The 18,695-nt window shown below is 45.8% G+C and carries 14 protein-coding genes; 12 read left to right on the forward strand and 2 right to left on the reverse strand.

What is annotated here, in order from left to right; all coding sequences use genetic code 11:
* Window positions 1-167: 167 nt before the first annotated feature.
* Window positions 168-443, reverse strand: a complete 276-nt coding sequence (locus tag C943_RS18210; RefSeq protein ID WP_157198606.1) for a hypothetical protein — start codon at window positions 441-443, stop codon at window positions 168-170.
* On the opposite strand from C943_RS18210, the gene C943_RS18215 reads away from it, so the two are divergent.
* From C943_RS18215 to C943_RS18240, 6 genes are all read left to right on the forward strand, one after another.
* Window positions 424-1,611: a hypothetical protein gene (locus C943_RS18215; protein ID WP_008630811.1), complete on the forward strand. Its 1,188-nt coding sequence runs from the start codon at window positions 424-426 to the stop codon at window positions 1,609-1,611. The genes C943_RS18210 and C943_RS18215 overlap by 20 nt on opposite strands.
* A 27-nt stretch (window positions 1,612-1,638) precedes the next feature.
* Window positions 1,639-2,613: a polysaccharide deacetylase family protein gene (locus tag C943_RS18220; protein ID WP_008630812.1), complete on the forward strand. Its 975-nt coding sequence runs from the start codon at window positions 1,639-1,641 to the stop codon at window positions 2,611-2,613.
* 554 nt (window positions 2,614-3,167) lie between these two features.
* Window positions 3,168-3,956, forward strand: coding sequence for a polysaccharide biosynthesis/export family protein (locus C943_RS18225; RefSeq protein WP_008630813.1), 789 nt, complete (start codon window positions 3,168-3,170; stop codon window positions 3,954-3,956).
* The gene (locus tag C943_RS18230; protein ID WP_040481271.1) at window positions 3,953-6,409 is read left to right on the forward strand and encodes a GumC family protein; all 2,457 of its coding nucleotides are present in this window, start codon (window positions 3,953-3,955) and stop codon (window positions 6,407-6,409) included. The genes C943_RS18225 and C943_RS18230 overlap by 4 nt, the downstream gene beginning before the upstream one ends.
* 217 nt (window positions 6,410-6,626) lie before the next feature.
* Window positions 6,627-7,292 carry an NAD(P)-dependent oxidoreductase gene (locus C943_RS18235; protein ID WP_008630815.1) on the forward strand — a complete coding sequence of 222 codons (666 nt, stop codon included), beginning with the start codon at window positions 6,627-6,629 and terminating at the stop codon, window positions 7,290-7,292.
* Window positions 7,293-7,339: 47 nt separating this feature from the next.
* Window positions 7,340-7,969, forward strand: a complete 630-nt coding sequence (locus C943_RS18240; protein WP_157198607.1) for a hypothetical protein — start codon at window positions 7,340-7,342, stop codon at window positions 7,967-7,969.
* 58 nt (window positions 7,970-8,027) lie between these two features.
* Here C943_RS18240 and C943_RS18245 read toward each other — a convergent pair whose 3' ends face one another.
* Window positions 8,028-8,348, reverse strand: a complete 321-nt coding sequence (locus tag C943_RS18245) for an antibiotic biosynthesis monooxygenase family protein (RefSeq protein ID WP_008630819.1) — start codon at window positions 8,346-8,348, stop codon at window positions 8,028-8,030.
* A 206-nt stretch (window positions 8,349-8,554) separates the two neighbouring features.
* Here C943_RS18245 and C943_RS18250 point away from each other — a divergent pair, with 206 nt between their 5' ends.
* The 6 genes from C943_RS18250 to C943_RS18275 all read left to right on the forward strand — a co-directional run bounded on the left by C943_RS18250 (window position 8,555) and on the right by C943_RS18275 (window position 18,685).
* Entirely contained in the window at window positions 8,555-9,169 is a 615-nt protein-coding gene (locus C943_RS18250; protein WP_008630822.1) for an RNA polymerase sigma factor, read from the forward strand.
* A gap of 212 nt (window positions 9,170-9,381) precedes the next feature.
* Window positions 9,382-10,485, forward strand: coding sequence for a FecR family protein (locus C943_RS18255; protein ID WP_169334639.1), 1,104 nt, complete (start codon window positions 9,382-9,384; stop codon window positions 10,483-10,485).
* Window positions 10,486-10,621: 136 nt separating this feature from the next.
* Window positions 10,622-13,999 (forward strand): SusC/RagA family TonB-linked outer membrane protein, encoded by a 3,378-nt coding sequence (locus C943_RS18260; RefSeq protein WP_008630826.1) that lies wholly within the window; start codon window positions 10,622-10,624, stop codon window positions 13,997-13,999.
* A 14-nt stretch (window positions 14,000-14,013) separates the two neighbouring features.
* Window positions 14,014-15,549, forward strand: coding sequence for a RagB/SusD family nutrient uptake outer membrane protein (locus C943_RS18265; protein WP_008630827.1), 1,536 nt, complete (start codon window positions 14,014-14,016; stop codon window positions 15,547-15,549).
* Between the two features lie 28 nt (window positions 15,550-15,577).
* A complete protein-coding gene (locus C943_RS18270; protein ID WP_040481272.1) occupies window positions 15,578-16,657 on the forward strand; it encodes a LamG domain-containing protein in 1,080 nt (359 codons plus the stop codon).
* A 66-nt stretch (window positions 16,658-16,723) separates the two neighbouring features.
* The gene (locus tag C943_RS18275) at window positions 16,724-18,685 is read left to right on the forward strand and encodes a glucoamylase family protein (protein ID WP_040481274.1); all 1,962 of its coding nucleotides are present in this window, start codon (window positions 16,724-16,726) and stop codon (window positions 18,683-18,685) included.
* Window positions 18,686-18,695 lie beyond the last annotated feature (10 nt).

Here is an 18,695-nt window from a genome sequence, read left to right on the forward strand (position 1 = left end):
AAAAAGTCGGAAGATTTTTGTTCGATCCTTTTGGGCAATACGATGCAGGATTCCCTCGTTCAGTTGGATTTTCTGGGCGTCTTTATTCCTTTTTGGACCCAAATAAGGATTCTGCTTCATCTTCCTTCGGGGGCTTTTCAAGGAAAGGTTGTTCCGAATGGATTGAATCATGTTGAAAGCCGATGTTCCTCCTGCCATGAAAGCAAAATAAGAAATGTATAGTGAAAAGCAAAATAGTTTCTTTTTGTTGAGAACCTTTTTGCGTCAATGCTGGGATTATTTTTGTCAGTCAACCGCATCCATTGGGTACAGATTGGAAATACTTTCAAAATCCCGATGTTTGGATTTGGAATCCTTTTCTTGGGGATGATGAGCACATAGATTTCTTTGACTGCCAACCTTTCGATTTTCAATTTCCCGACCATGCTTGAGGTTTTTCTCACATTCATGATTTTGACGGGGCTGTACTTCTGGAACAGGAAGTTCGGCAACAGCCGTGGATTCCTGCCTTGGGAAAAGACCTTACTGCAGGTCTTATATGGCTATCACATGCTGTTTGCTGGAGTTTTCACATGGTATTTGCTGGAACATGGTGGCGATGCTGTTCGGTACTGGTCCTTGGAGGCAGATGTTTCCCAAAACCCAGTGAATTGGACGGATTATTGGGGACACGGGACATTTTTTCTCCAATGGCTCCATTATTGGCCTTCCAAGGTTCTTGGGCTTGAATTTTGGTTTGGGAATGTACTGTATGCCGGGATTTCATGGCTTGGATTTCGGGAGATTTTTTCCCTAATGCGGCCCTTCATAGCGAATTCGGGCAATCGCGTCCTGGTAGCATCTGGATGGTTGATTCTCTTTTTGCCTAATGCTCACTTCTGGTCTTCCGGAGTCGGCAAGGAGGCATGGTTGCTGCTTGGTCTGGCTTTGGTTTTGAAAGGGTTTTCCTCTTTGCGGGTAAACTGGTTCATTGCCGTTTTTGGTTTGCTGTTGGCATTTTGGGTGAGACCGGCGTTCGGGATCGTTTTGGGCTCGGTATCGTTCGTATTTGTCTTGGCGGATCGGAATTTGGGACTAAAAACAAAAGCCTTGGTTGGGCTCATTGGATTATTGGCTGGAAGTCTGGGTATTCGGAAACTCTCAGTCATGATGCATTTGGAGGACATATCTCTGGCGTCTATTCAGCAGTTTAGCGCATCGCAGCTTGATTTTTTGGCAGGATTCCGAGCCAGTTCCGAGATTCCTATGGCGGAATACAATTGGTTGCAGCGGTTTTGGGCGCTGTTATTTAGGCCAAATATCTGGGAGGCATCGGATTTTTGGAGTTTTGCTGCGGCGCTAGAGAATATGGTTGGACTGGCATTGACGATTTCAGGTCTTTTCGCAGTTTTTTCTATTCCAAAATCCAAGCTGTTTGCTTCTTTACCCAAATTTCTGATTCTTGCCCTTTTCGTTTGCCTGGGTATGTGCGTGGTATATGGACTGACCCTCAACAACCTCGGCATCATCATGCGTATGAAAAGCACCTACATGATATTTTGGTATTTTTCATTTTGGATGTTAGTCGTATTGCGAATAAAAAGTATAATTGCAGGAAAGGATAAGGATTGACTTTTTTCGCCAAATAATGATAATCGATTGAATACCGGGATTTTGACCATTTCTTTGGATTTTGAGCTGCATTGGGGACGTTTTGACAAATATCCCCTGAGTGGCTATGAAGCATACTATGCCCAAACCCGAGAAGTTATCCCGAGGCTTTTGGACTTGTTTGAGGAAAACAAAATTCGTGTGACCTGGGCGACCGTGGGCAGTCTGATGGCAGAAAGCCTCGAAGAATGGAACCACTTCAGTCCGGCCGTTTTTCCAAGCTACCAACTTGATAAGTTTTCGGCCTATTCTTGGGTGAAAAGCCAAAGAAACCTTCCGAGTGAGGCCCTCTTTGCCCCCAACTTGGTGAGACAAATACTGGACTGTCCCGGTCAGGAATTGGGAAGCCATACCTTTTCCCATTATTATACTTGTGAGAAAGGCCAAAACCATGAGCAATTCCGAATGGACCTGAAGGCTGCGGTCAGGATTTCGCAGGAGAAGTTTGGTAAATCACTGAAAAGCCTGGTATTCCCGCGAAATCAATATGACGAGCAATCGGTTCAAATCGCCGGGGAGGAAGGTTTTGAGTTTGTCCGGTCCAATCCTTCTGATTGGTTTTGGCAGCATACCGAGGAGGAAACCTTGGTCAAGCGGATATTTCGCACAGGTGACACTTTGATTTCGCTTGGAAAACAGAGTTTTTATCCAAAAAGCTCGTTAAGCCCATCCCGACCCGTGCGGCTACCTGCGTCACGATTGTTGAGGCCATACAAGGGGGATTCCATTTTGCATCGGCGGAGAATCGCGCGCATCAAAGACGAGATGGAAGCGGCGGCAAAATCCGGGCAGATTTATCACTTGTGGTGGCATCCCCACAACTTCGGTTTTTTTGCCGAAGAAAATATGGAAGGCTTGAGGCAGATTTTGACTTGGCAGAAAGTGCTTGAAATGCAGTATGGCATGCGGTCGATGCACATGGAGGATACGGCATCGGAAGTATTGGCCAAAGTCGGTACATAACAACTGTTAGACAGAGGCTATCATGAAATTATTTCAAGGCATATTGAAATAATTATATTTTAACAGAAAAAGGTAAATTAATCATCAGATTTTTATTGAAATAAATGAAAAAATACCCCAAACAGGGTATTTTTTTTTATTTGTGCTTCCTCTATTTTTGACATGGGTGATTAAGCGACTTTTCGCATTTACTTTTTATCGAGCAGATCATTAAGTAGGTAGGGATTCTAAAACTTAAATTTTTTAGCCCTACTTTTTTTATTCCCATTTCTGGACGAGTCCTGGGATCCGGTTGCCTTAAATTGAATTCCTCCAGTGAAATGTGACAATTCGTTTTAAAGGTGTTTTCACAATATGTCCACTCGGTAAACGTGGGTACCTCGTAAACTGTGATTTTGCGTTATGAAAGATTGCGGGAGATCGAGGTTTTAAAAATCAAGAAATGATACTGTTTTTTGTGAAAATTGTATATTGACTACCTTTAAGGCCTAAAATATCTATATTTGACCAAACGATTCACCCGAGTTACCTTTATGAAGCACGCTTTGATTTGGATGGTAGTGGTGTTTTTTTCGGTTTCGTGCATTAGCAATAAGCGACTCACTTACCTCCAAAACCTTCCCGAAAACCAATACATCGATTTGGATGAATTTATCCCCTATGCACAAGTGGAGTACAAATACATCCTTCAGCCATTCGACATTGTTGATATCGATTTTGCTTCTTCAAACGAGGAATTGACCAAGGCATTTGAATTTCAAGGTTCGCGGGCGATGCGTGGAGGTGGAATGATGGGAGGCGGTGGAGATATTTTCTATTTTACCGGATATTCGATCGACCAAGAGGGATACGTACTTCTTCCAAAATTGGGAAGGATCCATATTGCAGGTTTGACGGAGGAGGAAGCAAGATTAAGAGTGCAGGAAGCCATCAACGCTTATTTTAAAGAAGATGTTTTTGTGAAATTGCGCACAGGGGGAATCCGATTCACGGCTTTGGGCGAGTTCAACAGTAGTGGAACGAAGGTGATCATGAAAAACCGTGCAACAATCTTCGACGCCTTGGCACTTGCAGGTGAATCCAATATTTTGGCGAGGAAAAATAAGCTCTTCATCATCCGTCAATACGACGGAGGCACGAAGATCCACCAAATCAACCTCAACGACCGGCAGCTGTTGGCCTCTCCCTATTTCTTCATTCAACCGAATGATATTCTCTATCTAGAGCCTATGAAAATCCGTCAAATTGGGAACGCTGACAATTTTTCGGCGTCATTGGGTTTGATAGTTTCGATCACCACTTCCATCCTGTTAATTGTTGCATTGGCCACTGGGAATTTATGATAGACGGGAAAATAGATTTGTCCAAGTTTGAGCAGGAAGCCAAACCCATCGATATCAAGTACTACCTGATCAAGTATTCAAGGTATTGGCCACTTTACGCAACTTTTATTTTTATCGCATTGGTGATTGTTTTTCTGTTTCACAGATATGCCGTTGAGGAATATGAGGTGCGGGGAAGTGTATTGATCAAGCAGAAAAATTCTCCCGAGACCCGAATTTTGGACCGTTCCAATATCTTCAGCGGAACTAGCAATCTTGAGAATGACATTTTATTGTTTACCTCAAAGAACTTGGCCGAAGAAACACTGAAAAAGCTCCATTTTGAGGTAAGCTATTATGCTTCCACGAATATCAAGGAGGTAGAACTTTACGATAAGTCGCCGATTCGGGTCGAAGTCGATAGGAATTTCCCTTATCTGGAATCCGGTACCATACACTTCACGATGGTTTCGGATGGTGAATTTACCCTGACACGAGAGGACAAGGGGATTTTTGATTTTATGAATGCAAAAGCAAACGGACCTTTTGATGAAGAGATTCTTAACAAAACCTATCACTTCGGTGAATGGATAGAGTCAAGCAGATCTAGATTCAAAATCAACAAAGTCAAGAATATCCAATCTGGGGACAAGCTCTATTTCATCATCCACAATCCAGCCGATATCCTGGATAAATATTCGAAATCCGTCGTCGTTCGTCCGGTGAACAACCTCGGTACAGTGCTTCAGATTTCGATGGTTTCTCCCGTTGTGGAAAAGGGTCGCGACTACGTCAATGCATTGATGGATTCCTTTATTGAGTACGATTTGAAGGAGAAAAACCGGATGTCGGAAAACACCCTGCGGTTTATCGACGAGCAGATGTTTATCCTTTCGGATTCGCTCAAGGTTGTCGAGCAGCAGATGCTGAATTTCAAGGTTGAAAACAAACTCCTTGACGTCAATTCTGAATTTGGGGGCGTATTGGGCAATATCCAGAGCATGGAGGACTTAATCCAGCAAATTGAGTTTCAGTTGAGTTATTACAAATCCCTCCAAACCTATTTGGAGAAAAAGTCCAAGGATTACTCCGATATCATCGCGCCTTCGATCGTGGGTATTGAGGATGGGTTTTTGAATAACATGATCGGAAACCTCGTGGAAGCCTCCCTAGAAAGGCGGAAACTACTTGCGGTCGTCAATGAAAACCATCCGAACGTCGCGGAACTCGATGAACAGATTTCCAAATTGAGGGAGAATATTTTTGAGAACATTGATAATCTCGTCGCGAATACGGAAAGAAGAAAGGCCGAGGCGCAGAAGAAGATGAAGGAGTTGAACCAGGATTTTGCGCGACTTCCCAAGACTGAATCCGACTACACCAATATTTTCAGACAATACCGCCTCAGGGATAATTTATACAACTATTTGTTGGAAAAAAGGGCAGAGGCCGGCATTGCAAAGGCTTCCAATGTGCCCGACAATTCGGTCTTGGACTATGCCCGTCGCGGCGCCTTGATTTTCCCCAAGAAAACCCAAAACTATGGTTTGGCGGTCGGTTTGGGATTCTTTATTCCATTGGCGTTTTTGTTGGCTTACCATTATTTCAACAACCGGATCATGGATCAGATCCAGCTGAGGAATTCGATCCGGATTCCGCTGTTGGGTACGATTGGCCATAGCACCAAAGAGACCAACATGCTGGTTGCGGAACATCCAAAATCGATGGTTTCGGAGTCCTTTAGATCTTTGAGATCGGCCTTGTTCTATATTGCAAGCGAAAAGAAATGCAAGAAAATCTTGGTGACATCCTCTGTTTCCGGGGAAGGAAAAACCTTCGTCAGCCTCAACCTGTCTGCGGCCATGGCGCTGAGCGGTAAGAAGACTTGCCTCATTGGATTGGATTTGCGAAAGCCGAAGATTGCGGATTATGTGGGGCTTGGAAATAACAAGGGTTTATCATCCTACTTGGTCGATAGGGCTTCCAAGGAGGAAATCGTATTGAAAACCAAATACGATAATCTGTACTTGGTACCGTCCGGACCGATTCCGCCAAACCCTGCGGAATTGTTGCTAAAGGATAAGATGAAGGAATTCCTCGATTACCTCGAGCAGGAGTTTGAAGTGGTCATCATGGATACCCCGCCAATAGGTTTGGTATCTGAGACAATGGATTTGTTAAGATTTTCAGACGTGAACCTGTATATCGTTCGGCAGGATTATACCCACAAAAAGTACTTGCTAATGATCAACGATCTCTATGCCAATGACCAGGTTAGGGATTTTTATGCCGTGTTCAACGGGATTCGCGCAGGCGGCGATGTCTATGATTTCGGAGGATACAATTATGGTTACGGTTACAATTACTCTTACATGCGCAAAAACAAGTACACAGGAAACTATTACGAAATGGACGAGGAAAAAGCCAAACCAAAGCAATGGCTCAAAGGCTTTGTGGATAGGTTCAGGGTTTAGGTAATAGCTTTTTCAAAACCCGATTTTTTATCGACCAGAAATTCCCGCCGAGAGAATGGTCGCCACCCTCTTCATTTGAAAAGTGTGATTTTGATTTTTCCCGAATTTTGGACGTGGCTTGTTTCAGGCTAATTCAAAGATTTTTCTTACTGAAAGCCATGCAACCAACTGAAGGGATTTTGCATCTATTGTTTGTGATGAGCAGCAAAAGATCCGCATGTATCCAGCAAAGACGATTTTACTTTTAGGCGCCACGGGAAGAACGGGGCAAGAGGTTTTGGGTATGGCACTCACGAGGGGATTTAACGTCCACGTCTTGGTCAGGAATCCCGATAAACTGAGATACAATAGCCAGAATTTAAAAGTTTTTCAGGGTGATACACGGGATCCAAAGGATGTCTCGGCTGCCATGACCGGCGTCGGATACATCGTAAGTTGCCTGAACATATCCCGAAAAAGTGACTATCCATGGTCCCCGCTACGTACGCCGCCTGATTTTCTATCTGAAACGATGAAAAATATCCTACAAGTTGCCAAGGCCCAAGGCATCAAAAGACTGATTTTCACATCTGCTTGGGGTGTTGCTGAAAGTAGGCCATTTATTCCTTCTTGGTTCGCTTGGCTCATCGACAACAGCAATATTTCTGCAGCCTATTTGGAACATGAGCGGCAGGAAGCTTTGGTCAAAGCATCTGATATGGATTGGACGATCGTTCGCCCGGTTGGTCTCATTAATTCAAGCTGCACAAGACCTACGCGGGTTTTTTTGGAAAATAAAGCTAAACCGGCGCTTACCATTTCGAGACGCAATGCCGCTGGTTTTATGTTGGATTCTTTGGAAAGTGGAAAATACATCAGACAAATACCTGTAATCAGTCATTGAATATGGCAAGTCGGCATAAACTCTTTCTTTTTTTCGCCATTCTCCTTTTGGCAACCAGAATTTATGGACTGTGGATGGAGGATGGTATCCGTTTCATTAGAGTAATCGGTTGGTGGGACTTTGGATTTCTCGCTTTGGGATGGATTCTTTCAAATTACCAGCAAAAGGCGGAATTGCCGCCGATTTTGGGTAAAGAACTACTTGGGAAAAATTGGTTGAAGCCCTTTTTGGCAGGGATGTTTTTTGCCGCGTTGGATGTGCTGGTGATTGAAGGTATCCTCAGGAATGAAGCCCATACAAGCCTGCCGCCTTATACACAACCATTTCCCTATTCGATTTTTCTCTACAGTTCGGCGACGGTTTACATGGAGTTGGTGTACAAACTAATTCCATTTACGCTTGGCTTGATGCTTTTGGGATTAATGGGACTAAGGAAGAAAATGTGGGTTTATGGCTTGATGTTACTATTGGCGTGTTGGGAGCCACTGGAGCAAATGCCGTCAAGCCCAGCTTGGTTTGTGGCATATAGTTTGGGTAGCGGATTTTTGTTCAATTTCATGCAGCTCTATTTCTATCACCGATTCGGCTGGATTTATTCGTTTTTTGCTCGTCTAGGTCTTTATTTGGTTTGGCATGTGGCACTTGGGGTTTGGATCGAGTATTCTGCCCTGGGATGATTAAATTCGTTTGTTTTTATTGAAAAAGGGGCGCTGACTGAGTTAATTACCCCTGTCGCTACCATTCACCAAAGGCATAGTCCTTTTCGACCAAACAGACTCTTGTTTTGTAAGCCTGATACCATTTTTCACGTCCTAGTCTTTGGGCCACAAGGTGTTCTCCGACCATTTTCCAGTTGCGGATGGATTCGAGCGATTCCCAATAACTCACCGTGATTCCCAATCCGTCCCTGACAGATTCATGCCCGAGGTAGCCCGGTTGCTTTTCGGCTAGTTCGACCATTTCTTCGGCCATGATCCCATAGCCTTCGCCCACATGGGTGCGGATGTTGGAGAAAATGACTGCGTAATAGGGTGGGGGTGGCGTTTTTGCGATCATTGGTTGCTAATTTTTTGGTTGTAATAATACTCTGAGCGTAATGCCTGGAGTCGGATCGGATTTTAAATTGAATGTAAGCGTTTGAGAGCTTGCGTGACAAATGCAATACATTCTTTTTTTGAGAAGATGCTTTTTTCCATCAGACTTATCTTCGGATGCGGTCAAAAAATCATTATTTTTAAACGCTCTTTCCAATAAACCCAAATATGGAATCCACTTTTTATTCATCTGAGGCCGATCCGGATATCGATGTCAGTCGGGCATGGTCAATGCTGCGAACCGGTAATATGGAGGGTTTGGAATGGCTTTACATGAACCATGCGGAGGAAATGTTCAAGGTTGGTATGGCTTTGGTTTCTGATCGGGATTTCGTTTGGGATTGTGTGCAGGATGTCTTTGTCGACCTTTGGAAATACCACCAGAATCTCGCCTCAACCGATCAGGTTAGACTCTACCTCTACAAATCGCTGAGTAACAAAATCAAGAAGGAAATCAAAAAACACCGGAAAGAAGAAAGGTCGGTAGAGCCAAGGGAAATTGATTCGGTTTCTGCATTTGAGTCCCATGAACAAGCTTGGATCCGAGATGAACAGGATAAGAGCCGAAAAAACAAAGTTGCTTTAGCTTTGGAGAAGCTTCCGCTTCGGCAGCGGGAAGTCATACATTACTTATTTTTCGATAATTTCAGTTACGAGGAATGCTCGAAACTGCTTGATATCAACCTCAGGTCGGTTTACACATTGGCTTGGAAAGCGCTGCGTTCGCTTAGGAAGTATGCTTCGGTTATGGGTTTTTTGGCGTTTTATCCCTTGCTGTCCTGAATCTAGAGGTTCAAAAGGATATTTCTTTTCTGATTTTTTCTATTCAATTTGAAATAAAAATACTGGTTGTCAGATCATTGACCACCGAATCAATCCAATGTTAAAATTCTTTTAAAAAAAGTCGCTTATCAGAGGATAACTTTTTTCAATTGTTGCCTTACTCAAGTAGGGTAAAAATGCCGAGGGGCAATTTCCCTGTGAATTCATTTTCCATGGAGAAAAATAAATACGCAATAGAGGATTTCGTCTTGGATCAACAGTTCAGAAAGTGGGTGTTTGATCCCGACTTGGAGACGATGGATTATTGGGAATCCTTCATGGAAGCCAACCCTGCCAAAATCGATGACATGTCTAAGGCAAGACAGGTGCTCTTACATATGGCCAAGATGAAGCATGAAGTAGGTACAGCTGAGTTGGTGGTGAAGTGGGAGAAGATAAAGGAGAGGGCTTCAAAGATTACACCTGAAGACCGGGCCGCAAAATCTGTCGTCCTACGCACTAGGACCGGGTTAAACCACTCCACGGAACCTCGAGGCTACCATCCCCCAGAAAAACGTAGAAAGCGTCTCTTGAAAATATTTGCCATTTCTACATTGCTTCTTTCTGTTGGATTTGCGGTGTTGTGGTGGGCGCAATACCCCGAGCCGCCTCAACTGACTGAGACTGTGATCGAGTGGACCGAATTTGAAGCAACAAAGGGAAAAAAGACGGTCGTCAGTCTTCATGACGGATCCAAAGTGACACTCAACTCTGGCAGCAATATCCGATACCTCAAGAATTTTGATGGACAACGGAGAGAGGTGTTTTTGGTAGGGGAAGCACTTTTCGAGGTTGCGCCGGACGCTAGCAAACCATTTGTGGTCAATGCCGCCGGTATGGAAACCAAGGCGTTGGGGACGATATTCAACGTGAAGGCATTTGAGGGCAGGACTGCACAGGTGTCACTGCTCGAGGGAAGCGTCGAAGTCACTGGAGAAGCAGGTACCGATTCCATCGTTTTGCATCCTGGTGAAGCCGTAAGAAATCGGCCAGGACAAATCGGGTTGAGAAAAGGCAAGTTCGAGACTGAGGAGGTGATGGCTTGGACCAACAAGACACTCTACTTTAAAAACACTCCCGTACCGGACGTCGTCGAGGAATTGGAGAATTGGTATGGGGTAGATATTGTTTTGGCCAACAATCCGCCTACAAATCTGAAAATCACTGGAAAATACTATGACCAGACACTTAGAAATGTGCTTGAGGGATTGAGTTATGCCGCCAATTTCGAATATGAAATGAAAGAAGATAATGTAAGCCTAAAGTTTAATCCTTAAAAATTGCCTATGAAACATCAAGATTGATAAGCGGCAATGGACTTTTTGAGAAGAACCCGGACCAGACTGCCATCTGATTCCGGGTAGAAGGTTCATTGGGAATTGTGACAATTACCAAAATAAACCAATTAAACATATGAAAAAATCACTACTTAATCATGTGTGGTACATGACAAAAATTTTTGCGTTCGCGTTCGTGATTCAGGTACTTGGGATGAGTCTGCTTTTTGCAGGCAATGGAAATGCCCAAGTCAAAGGTATAGATGAGATATTTCTGACCATTTCCATCAAAGACGTTTCAGTGGAAAGGGCTTTTGGAATCATCGAGTCTGCCACCGGATATACCTTTGTGTATACCAACAAGGAAATCAAGGACGCTGGCATGGTGAACATCGACGCAGAGAATCGTACGCTCTACGATATACTCGCCGAAATGTCACTCGAAAACAAGCTTCAATTCAAACAGATCGACGAGTCGATCCACGTAAAGAAGTCTTCTACCGCTTCGGTTGAAGTGAGTCCCCAAGCAAGGGTAGATCAAACTGTCTCGGGAAAGGTCGTAGATCCGCAAGGACAGCCGCTTCCCGGAGTAACCGTGCTTGTCGAAGGCACGACCAAAGGCACAGTCACCAACATTGATGGACAATATACCATCGAAGTTCCCGATGGTGGAGCTTTGCTTTTTTCTTTCGTAGGATTTCAGACCCAAAGATTTGTGGTCGCAAACACGACGATTATCAATGTTACGATGGTGGAGGACGCCGAGTCCTTGGAAGAAGTAGTCATTGTAGGATATGGTACCCAAAGGGAACGCGATCTTACTTCTGCCATTACCACGCTGAAGTCGGACATGATTGTGAAAACACCAACCGCCAATGCCATGCAGTCCTTGCAGGGAAGGGTAGCAGGTGTTCAGATAGTCAGTAATGGTGCGCCAGGTGCGTCGCCAACCGTTAGGGTGAGGGGTGTTGGTTCTTTTGAAGGAAATGCCGCGCCATTGTATGTCGTAGACGGTATGTTTCTTGACAATATTGATTTTCTAAACCCAAATGACATCGAATCCATAACCGTACTAAAAGACGCTTCCGCTTCGGCAATTTATGGTGTGCGCGCATCCAACGGTGTCGTATTGATTGAGACAAAATCAGGAGCCTATGGCAAAAAGGGCGAAATGGTTTATGATGGCTATTATGGAACTCAAATTCCCCAAAATGTCCTTCAGATGGCCAATTCGCAGCAATTTGTACAGTATGTGAATGAGACCGGGTCTGTTGCGGATATTGCCTTTGTAAACAACGCCATGCAGCGCTACGGAAGAAGCCGTGTGGATCCAAACATTCCCGCGCCAAATACCGATTGGTACAGCGAAATCATGAGCCCAGCGGCCATCCAGAACCACAACCTATCCTTCAACGGTGGCAACGAGACCACGCGGTATTCGATAGGTGGTAGCTATTTTGACCAAAAGGGACTATTGAATGAAACCAGGAATGAATTTCAAAGGGTGAACTTCAGGGCTAGGGTCGATACGGACGTCAGGGATTGGTTGACCGTAGGTGCCAATTTCAATACCGGGATTTCCCGCCAGTATGTTGGCGATGACGCGGCTTGGTTCAGGGCCTATTTTGCGGTTCCGATCGTGCCGGTCTACGACGAACTCAATGTCAATGCAAGTCCATTTCAACTGTCCAATGCACAGCAGATAGGATATCGTGGCAACCAAAATCCATTTTACAGCTTGCTGTACAGGGACAATCGAATCAACAACGGCAAAGTCTTGGGTAATTTTTACGCCAACATGGAAATCTTGCCAAACAAACTTTCCTTCCGGACTGCTTACCACTATGCTCTACAATCAAGCAATTCTAGAGGAGTTGGATTTGAATTTAACGATGGTGTGACCGAGTTTCCTTCATCGATCAGGCGACAGACTTTCCAGTCCTTTGACCAGGTTTGGGACAACTTCTTTACCTACAACAACAGCTTTGACAAACACAACCTGACTGTTGTGGTCGGGCAGTCTTTCCGAAGCGAAATGAACGAATTGCTTTTTGCAAGGGGAGAGGGCATTACGCCAAGCCCAGATAGGTTGCGGGAAGAGTTTTGGTATTTGTCCAATGCGACCAACTTTGACCTCAACGATATCGGCGATGCGGGAGGCAATGTGCTCAACTCAAGGCTGTTTTTCCAATCATTCTTTGGGCGTGTCGCCTACAATTATGATGACCGATACCTTGTTTATGGTACCATCAGAAGGGACGGAAACAATAAATTCCAGCAGAAATGGGGGAACTTTGCCACCATAGGAGCCGGTTGGGTAATTTCTTCGGAAAACTTCTTCAACGTCAGTGGGATTGACTTCCTGAAGCTCCGCGGTTCTTGGGGCCAATTGGGGAATGACGGCATCCGTCCATCTGTAGGCGCTCCGACCATCGAGGAAAACAGCACCGCTATCAATGACGTCCGCATCATCGGCAGGAGATTGAGACCGGTGTATGATTTGATCGATAGTTGGGAAACCACGGTAGAAACAAACCTCGGCTTCACGGCACGTCTGTTCAAAGAAAGGCTCTCCGTGGAAGCAGATTATTTTATCCGTGACACCAGAAACCTCGCCGTGAGTATTATCCCTCCCGTATTCCGGGCCACCGAGCGCAGGAGTGTCGGCGAAATCCGCAACCAAGGCTTGGAAATGACGCTCAATTGGCAAGACCAAATCAGCAACGATTTCAGTTATTTCATTGGGGGTAATTTTGCTACATTGAAAAATACCGTGAGAAGCTTGGGGGGGCCGACATCGCTGGATGCAGGTTCTGCTGAGTTTAGACAAAGGTCGATCGTCGGACAGCCATACAATGCATTTTTTGGATATGAGGTTGTGGGAGTTTTCCAAAATCAAGCGGATATCACCAACAGCGGCTATACCAACGAATTTATCACGGCAAGCAATCTGGCTCCGGGTGATTTCAAATACCGAGACCAAAATGGTGACGGCGTCATCAATGACCTTGACCGGGTTGTTTTGGGCTCTTTCCTGCCAAAACTGACCTACGGCGCCAACATGGGCTTCAACTATAAGAATTTTGAGTTTGCATTGTTGCTCCAAGGCCAGTCAGGTTTCAGTATCCTGAACAGGAAAAGAGGGGAAATCATCTTTACCAATGACACCAACCTCGATGCAGAATTGGTCAACAATCTTTGGAGAGGTGAAGGTACTTCAAACCGCTATCCATCTGCAGCGGGCCTGAGAAAAGGCTGGAACCAGCGGATGAGCAGCTACTTTGTGGAAGACGGATCCTATTTCAGGATCCAAAACGTCAGGCTGTCTTATTCATTGGTAGACAAAGAGCTGTTTGGCGTGGCGATGCCAAGGACGCGTTTCACCTTCACGGCAGAGCGACCATTGACGGTGTTCAGCTACAATGGCTTCAATCCTGAGGTGGCAAACGGCATTGACCGTCAGGTCTATCCGATTCCTGCCATTTACACCTTCGGTCTGAATATCAACCTCTAAACCGACGATCTATCATGAAAGCTTTAAAAAATATCAAAAATAAACTTGTGATGGTATTGGCCTTGTCCATGACTGTGTCCTGTATGGGGCTGTTGGACGAGCCATTGCAAAACCAACAATTGGTCGAGGATACGGACTATACGCGTTCCGAGGATATGATCCTGTTGGTTTACGGCGCCTATGCGGAGCTAAACGATCTCCAATGGGAAACCTTCCCGATCATTGCAGTGCGTGGGGATGATGTCAATGCCGCAGGTGACCAGTTTCCTTTGACCGAGACAGACCAGTTCAGGTACGACAGGAATTTTTGGATGTACAATTCGACTTGGCTCAACCTTTACACGGACCTGTTGTACTGGCATGGGGCCATGGAGGAAATCCAGAAATACCAGGACGCAGGTGCCAACGCAGCGACCGCACAGCAATACATCGCAGAGATTAAGGTCATGCGTGCTTTTGAGTTGTTGCAGCTGGCGAGACTTTGGGGCGAAATTCTGATTCCAAGGAATTCCCAGCCGAGTGACCTATACAATGTAGAAGTTTCAACATATGAAGAGGTCCTACAGCATATTTCCGACCAAATGGACGAGGCAATTCCAAATCTTCCAAATCTACATCCAAACCAACGGTCTGACATCAGGGGTGGAGTTACAAGATTTACGGCTTTGGCTGTAAAGGCAATGGCCAACCTCGAACTGAAAAACTACACTGCCGTCGCGGAAGCCACAGGACAGATCATCAGCAGCAACCTGTTTGCTTTGGAACCAGACTACTACCAATTGTTCAAAATCCCAGGTAAACTCAACAAAGAGAACTTGCTCGAACTTCAGTACTCTGATTTTGGACAGGCTTCTGGAACGGTATCAAGGTACCTATGGGATTTCTTTGGTCCTGCAAGTTGGACGCCTGCCGTAGCGGGCGCAGGAGGCGGTTGGGGTTTTTGGGAACCAAGCCAAACCTACATCAAATTCATGCTGGATAGGGGAGAACAGGAGCGCTTGCAAACGACTGTATTGTTCACGCCAGCGGGTATCCAGGCCATTCAGGCTGATCCAAACTATGCAACTCTACCAGCTTGGGTTTCCAACGTGACGCCGGATGGTGACGTGTTCAATAACCATCCACGCTACAGGTACCTGAGTGGCAAGTTTTACCTGCCGTCGACACAGTTGACCCCAGGTAGGTTTACCTATGGGGAAAACAACAACTTCCATTGCATCCGGTATTCCGAGATTCTTCTAATGCATGCGGAGGCCTTGGTCAACGGAGCAAGCAGCTCAGTAAAATCAGCAGCCGATGCTGTCAACGAAGTACGTGCAAGGGTCGGTTTGGCACCATTGGGATCGGTCGCTCTGGACGATGTCTTGGATGAGAAGTATGCGGAATTCGGAACTGAATGGGGCATCAGGTTCTTTGATTTGATGCGTTATAACAGAGGTTCGGAATTGAACTATGAGGGCAGAACCTTCAACATCGATCAGCACCGGTTTTTGCCTTATCCATTGGAGCAGCAGGATATCTTGCCCCAATTGAGAGAGCGATCCAACTAATTGATTGTAAATTCTAAATGACCAAAAAATGAAAAAGTTATTGTATATCGGATTGTTGCTTTCGGTGTCCTTTGGTTGTGACCAAACCTACATCGATGAAATCCAAAGCGTAGATCCGGGTCCAGATACTTCGGCACCCGTAGTGAATGTGAACTTCCCCCTACAAGGCACGCTGATCCGTGTGGTGGAAGACGTGACGTCAATTGACATTAATTTTGAAGCTACGGATGATATCGAGTTAAAGGAAACGGTATTGAGACTAGATGGCAACGAAATAGCCAGATTCAACGAATTCAGGGATTTCAGGCGGTTTTTGAAAACCTACACGTATGAAAACCTCACCAACGGCTCCCATACATTACAAGTGACGGCGACTGATTTGTCTGGTAAATCCACTACCAAATCCGTGGTTTTTGAGAAAGTGGAACCTTACAGGCCCGTTTACGATGGGGAAATTTTCTATTTGCCTTTTGACGGAGACTACACCGAATTGGTAAGTATCCGCGCGGCTGCAGTCAGCGGTGCCCCCGGTTTTGTGGATGGGGTTTCTGGCAAGGCCTACGCTGGTGCAGCAAACGCTTTCCTCACATTTCCATCTGCGGGATTGTTGGGAAGCCAGTTTTCCGCCGTGTTTTGGTACAAAGTCAATGCTTCCCCGGATCGGGCAGGAATCCTGACGATTGGACCACCTGATCCAGCGAGGCCAAATGCAATGAACAACAGGACGGCTGGATTTAGGCTATTTAGGGAAAATGCAGGCGGAAAGCAACGATTCAAGCTCAACGTGGGCAACGGTTCTGCCGACAACTGGTTTGACGGCGGGGCGGCTGCAGATATCGATCCGGCAAGTGGCACTTGGGCGCATATTGCGTTTACCATTTCCAATTCCCAAGTCACTGTCTACATCAACGGGCAGGTCGTCAGCCAAGGCAATTTCCCAGGCATTAGCTGGAACGGCTGCGACATTATCACCATTGCTTCCGGCGCGCCGAGATTTACCGAATGGGGACATCTGTCTACCCAAAGTCTGATGGACGAGCTGAGGCTTTTCAACAAAGCCCTCAGCCAAGCTGAAATCCAGGCCATCATCGATGCTGAAAAACCATAATTGAAACCAAACACCGTCAAGAAGGGATTTCGGAACCTCCCGAAGTCCCTTTTTCATTTGAACACCATGAAGAGATTAGCTTTCCTTTTTTGTTGCATCATTTCCCTGGCTTCCTGTGAAAAGACCGAGCAAGATGTGACACCAATGACACTGGAAATGGTGACTCTGGGGGGGCAGGTGATTTCGCGCACGGCTCCCTTCAGCACCAATCAACCAATCGATCGACACATCTCGCTTTTGTTCTCCCATGCCTTGGATGAAAACTCAGCCAAGCAGTACATCAGTCTGATGACCGGTAATCAGGTCGTAAACCTTTCGATGACATTCAACGGCTCAGGTACCACAGTGACGCTGTTTCCGGTGGGTCTATTGGCCAATCAAACGACCTATCGAATCGTAATCTCCGAAAATCTCAAAGGTGTCAACGGAAATCCATTTGCGGGGACTGAGGTTCAGTTTGAGACATTAGTCGGTGGTTTGACCGTAGTAAACGCTGAATTTGAGCAGTCACAAAAAACCCGGACTGGAAGGGTGGTGGATGTTTCCCTGGAAATGGATTTGGTCATGGAATTTTCAGATCCCTTAGACGCAAGTAGTATTCCACAAGCCCTAAGATTGACGCGCAACGGCAATGTTCCAGTTCAGTATGTTTTGGAAAATGAAGGAAAAAAGCTGCGGATCAAATCCCAAAACAAACTCCAGTACCTATCCAAATACCAAGTCAGCCTTAGCAACCAACTCAAAGGAAAAGATGGGCAAAGTTTTTCGGGCTGGAACCAGAGTTTCTTTACCAAAGTCGATCCTACGTTCAAATTCCCGCAGATTTCCGATGAGGAACTGATGACCAAGGTGCAGGAGCAGACTTTCAAATATTTCTGGGATTTTGCCCATCCTGTGTCTGGGATGGCAAGGGAAAGAAATTCTTCCGGCAATTTGGTGACGATGGGCGGATCGGGATTTGGCGTCATGGCGATTTTGGTTGGGATTGAGCGTAGTTTCATTACGCGGCAGCAGGGCGTGGATCGACTTTCTAAAATAGTCGATTTCCTCGAGCGTGCTGACCGATTCCACGGTGCGTGGCCGCATTGGCTTGACGGCAATACGGGGGATGTGATTCCCTTTAGCCAGTTTGACAACGGCGGTGACCTTGTGGAAACCGCTCTGATGGTGCAGGGGCTGTTGACCGTACGCGCTTACCTACAAGATGCGAATCCTCAGGAAAAGGCGATCAAGGAGAAAATCACCCGGCTGTGGGAGGAAGTTGAATGGGATTGGTACACGCGTGGCGGACAGAATGTACTTTTCTGGCATTGGTCGCCACAGCACCAATGGCAAATGAACCTTCCGATACAAGGCTGGAATGAATCTTTGATCGTGTATGTATTGGCGGCGGCATCGCCCACACACCCTATTTCCAAAGCGGTATACGATGTGGGGTGGGCCAGAAATGGCGCGATGAAGAATGGAAAGATATTCTTCAATTTTACGCTTCCCCTTGGTTATGACTTTGGTGGACCATTGTTCTTTGCCCACTACTCATTCTTGGGACTCGATCCACGAAATCTTACTGATCAATACGCCAACTATTGGACCCAAACCGCCAATCATACCCGCATCAATCGGGAGCACTGTATACAAAATCCTCTGGGATTCGTCGGATACGGCCCGCAGTCTTGGGGCTTGACGGCAAGTGACAACCACCAAGGCTACAACGCACATTCACCAACCAATGATTTGGGGGTAATTTCGCCGACGGCTGCGCTTTCCTCCATGCCTTTCACGCCAACAGAGTCTTTGGAAGCGCTCCACCATTTTTACTATTTGATGGGCGACAGGTTGTGGGGTGAGTTTGGATTTTACGACGCCTTCAATGTGACCGAGGAATGGTATGCAGATTCGTACTTGGCGATAGACCAAGGCCCAATCATTTTGATGATTGAAAACTACAGATCCGGCCTTTTGTGGAAGTACTTCATGCAGGATGCTGAAGTGCGGGCTGGATTGGATAAACTGAATTTTAACTATTAAAAAACCCAAA

Origin of the sequence: Mariniradius saccharolyticus AK6 (assembly GCF_000330725.2) — a bacterium.
Lineage (GTDB): Bacteria > Bacteroidota > Bacteroidia > Cytophagales > Cyclobacteriaceae > Mariniradius > Mariniradius saccharolyticus.

What these genes read in the sequence shown, in the direction of transcription:
- C943_RS18215 (WP_008630811.1), top strand. Translation starts at nt 424, where the DNA reads ATGCTTGAGGTTTTTCTCACATTCATGATTTTGACGGGGCTGTACTTC.
- C943_RS18225 (WP_008630813.1), top strand. Translation starts at nt 3,168, where the DNA reads ATGGTAGTGGTGTTTTTTTCGGTTTCGTGCATTAGCAATAAGCGACTC.
- C943_RS18230 (WP_040481271.1), top strand. Translation starts at nt 3,953, where the DNA reads ATGATAGACGGGAAAATAGATTTGTCCAAGTTTGAGCAGGAAGCCAAA.
- C943_RS18235 (WP_008630815.1), top strand. Translation starts at nt 6,627, where the DNA reads ATGTATCCAGCAAAGACGATTTTACTTTTAGGCGCCACGGGAAGAACG.
- C943_RS18245 (WP_008630819.1), bottom strand. Translation starts at nt 8,348, where the DNA reads ATGATCGCAAAAACGCCACCCCCACCCTATTACGCAGTCATTTTCTCC.
- C943_RS18250 (WP_008630822.1), top strand. Translation starts at nt 8,555, where the DNA reads ATGGAATCCACTTTTTATTCATCTGAGGCCGATCCGGATATCGATGTC.
- C943_RS18255 (WP_169334639.1), top strand. Translation starts at nt 9,382, where the DNA reads ATGGAGAAAAATAAATACGCAATAGAGGATTTCGTCTTGGATCAACAG.
- C943_RS18260 (WP_008630826.1), top strand. Translation starts at nt 10,622, where the DNA reads ATGAAAAAATCACTACTTAATCATGTGTGGTACATGACAAAAATTTTT.
- C943_RS18265 (WP_008630827.1), top strand. Translation starts at nt 14,014, where the DNA reads ATGAAAGCTTTAAAAAATATCAAAAATAAACTTGTGATGGTATTGGCC.
- C943_RS18270 (WP_040481272.1), top strand. Translation starts at nt 15,578, where the DNA reads ATGAAAAAGTTATTGTATATCGGATTGTTGCTTTCGGTGTCCTTTGGT.
- C943_RS18275 (WP_040481274.1), top strand. Translation starts at nt 16,724, where the DNA reads ATGAAGAGATTAGCTTTCCTTTTTTGTTGCATCATTTCCCTGGCTTCC.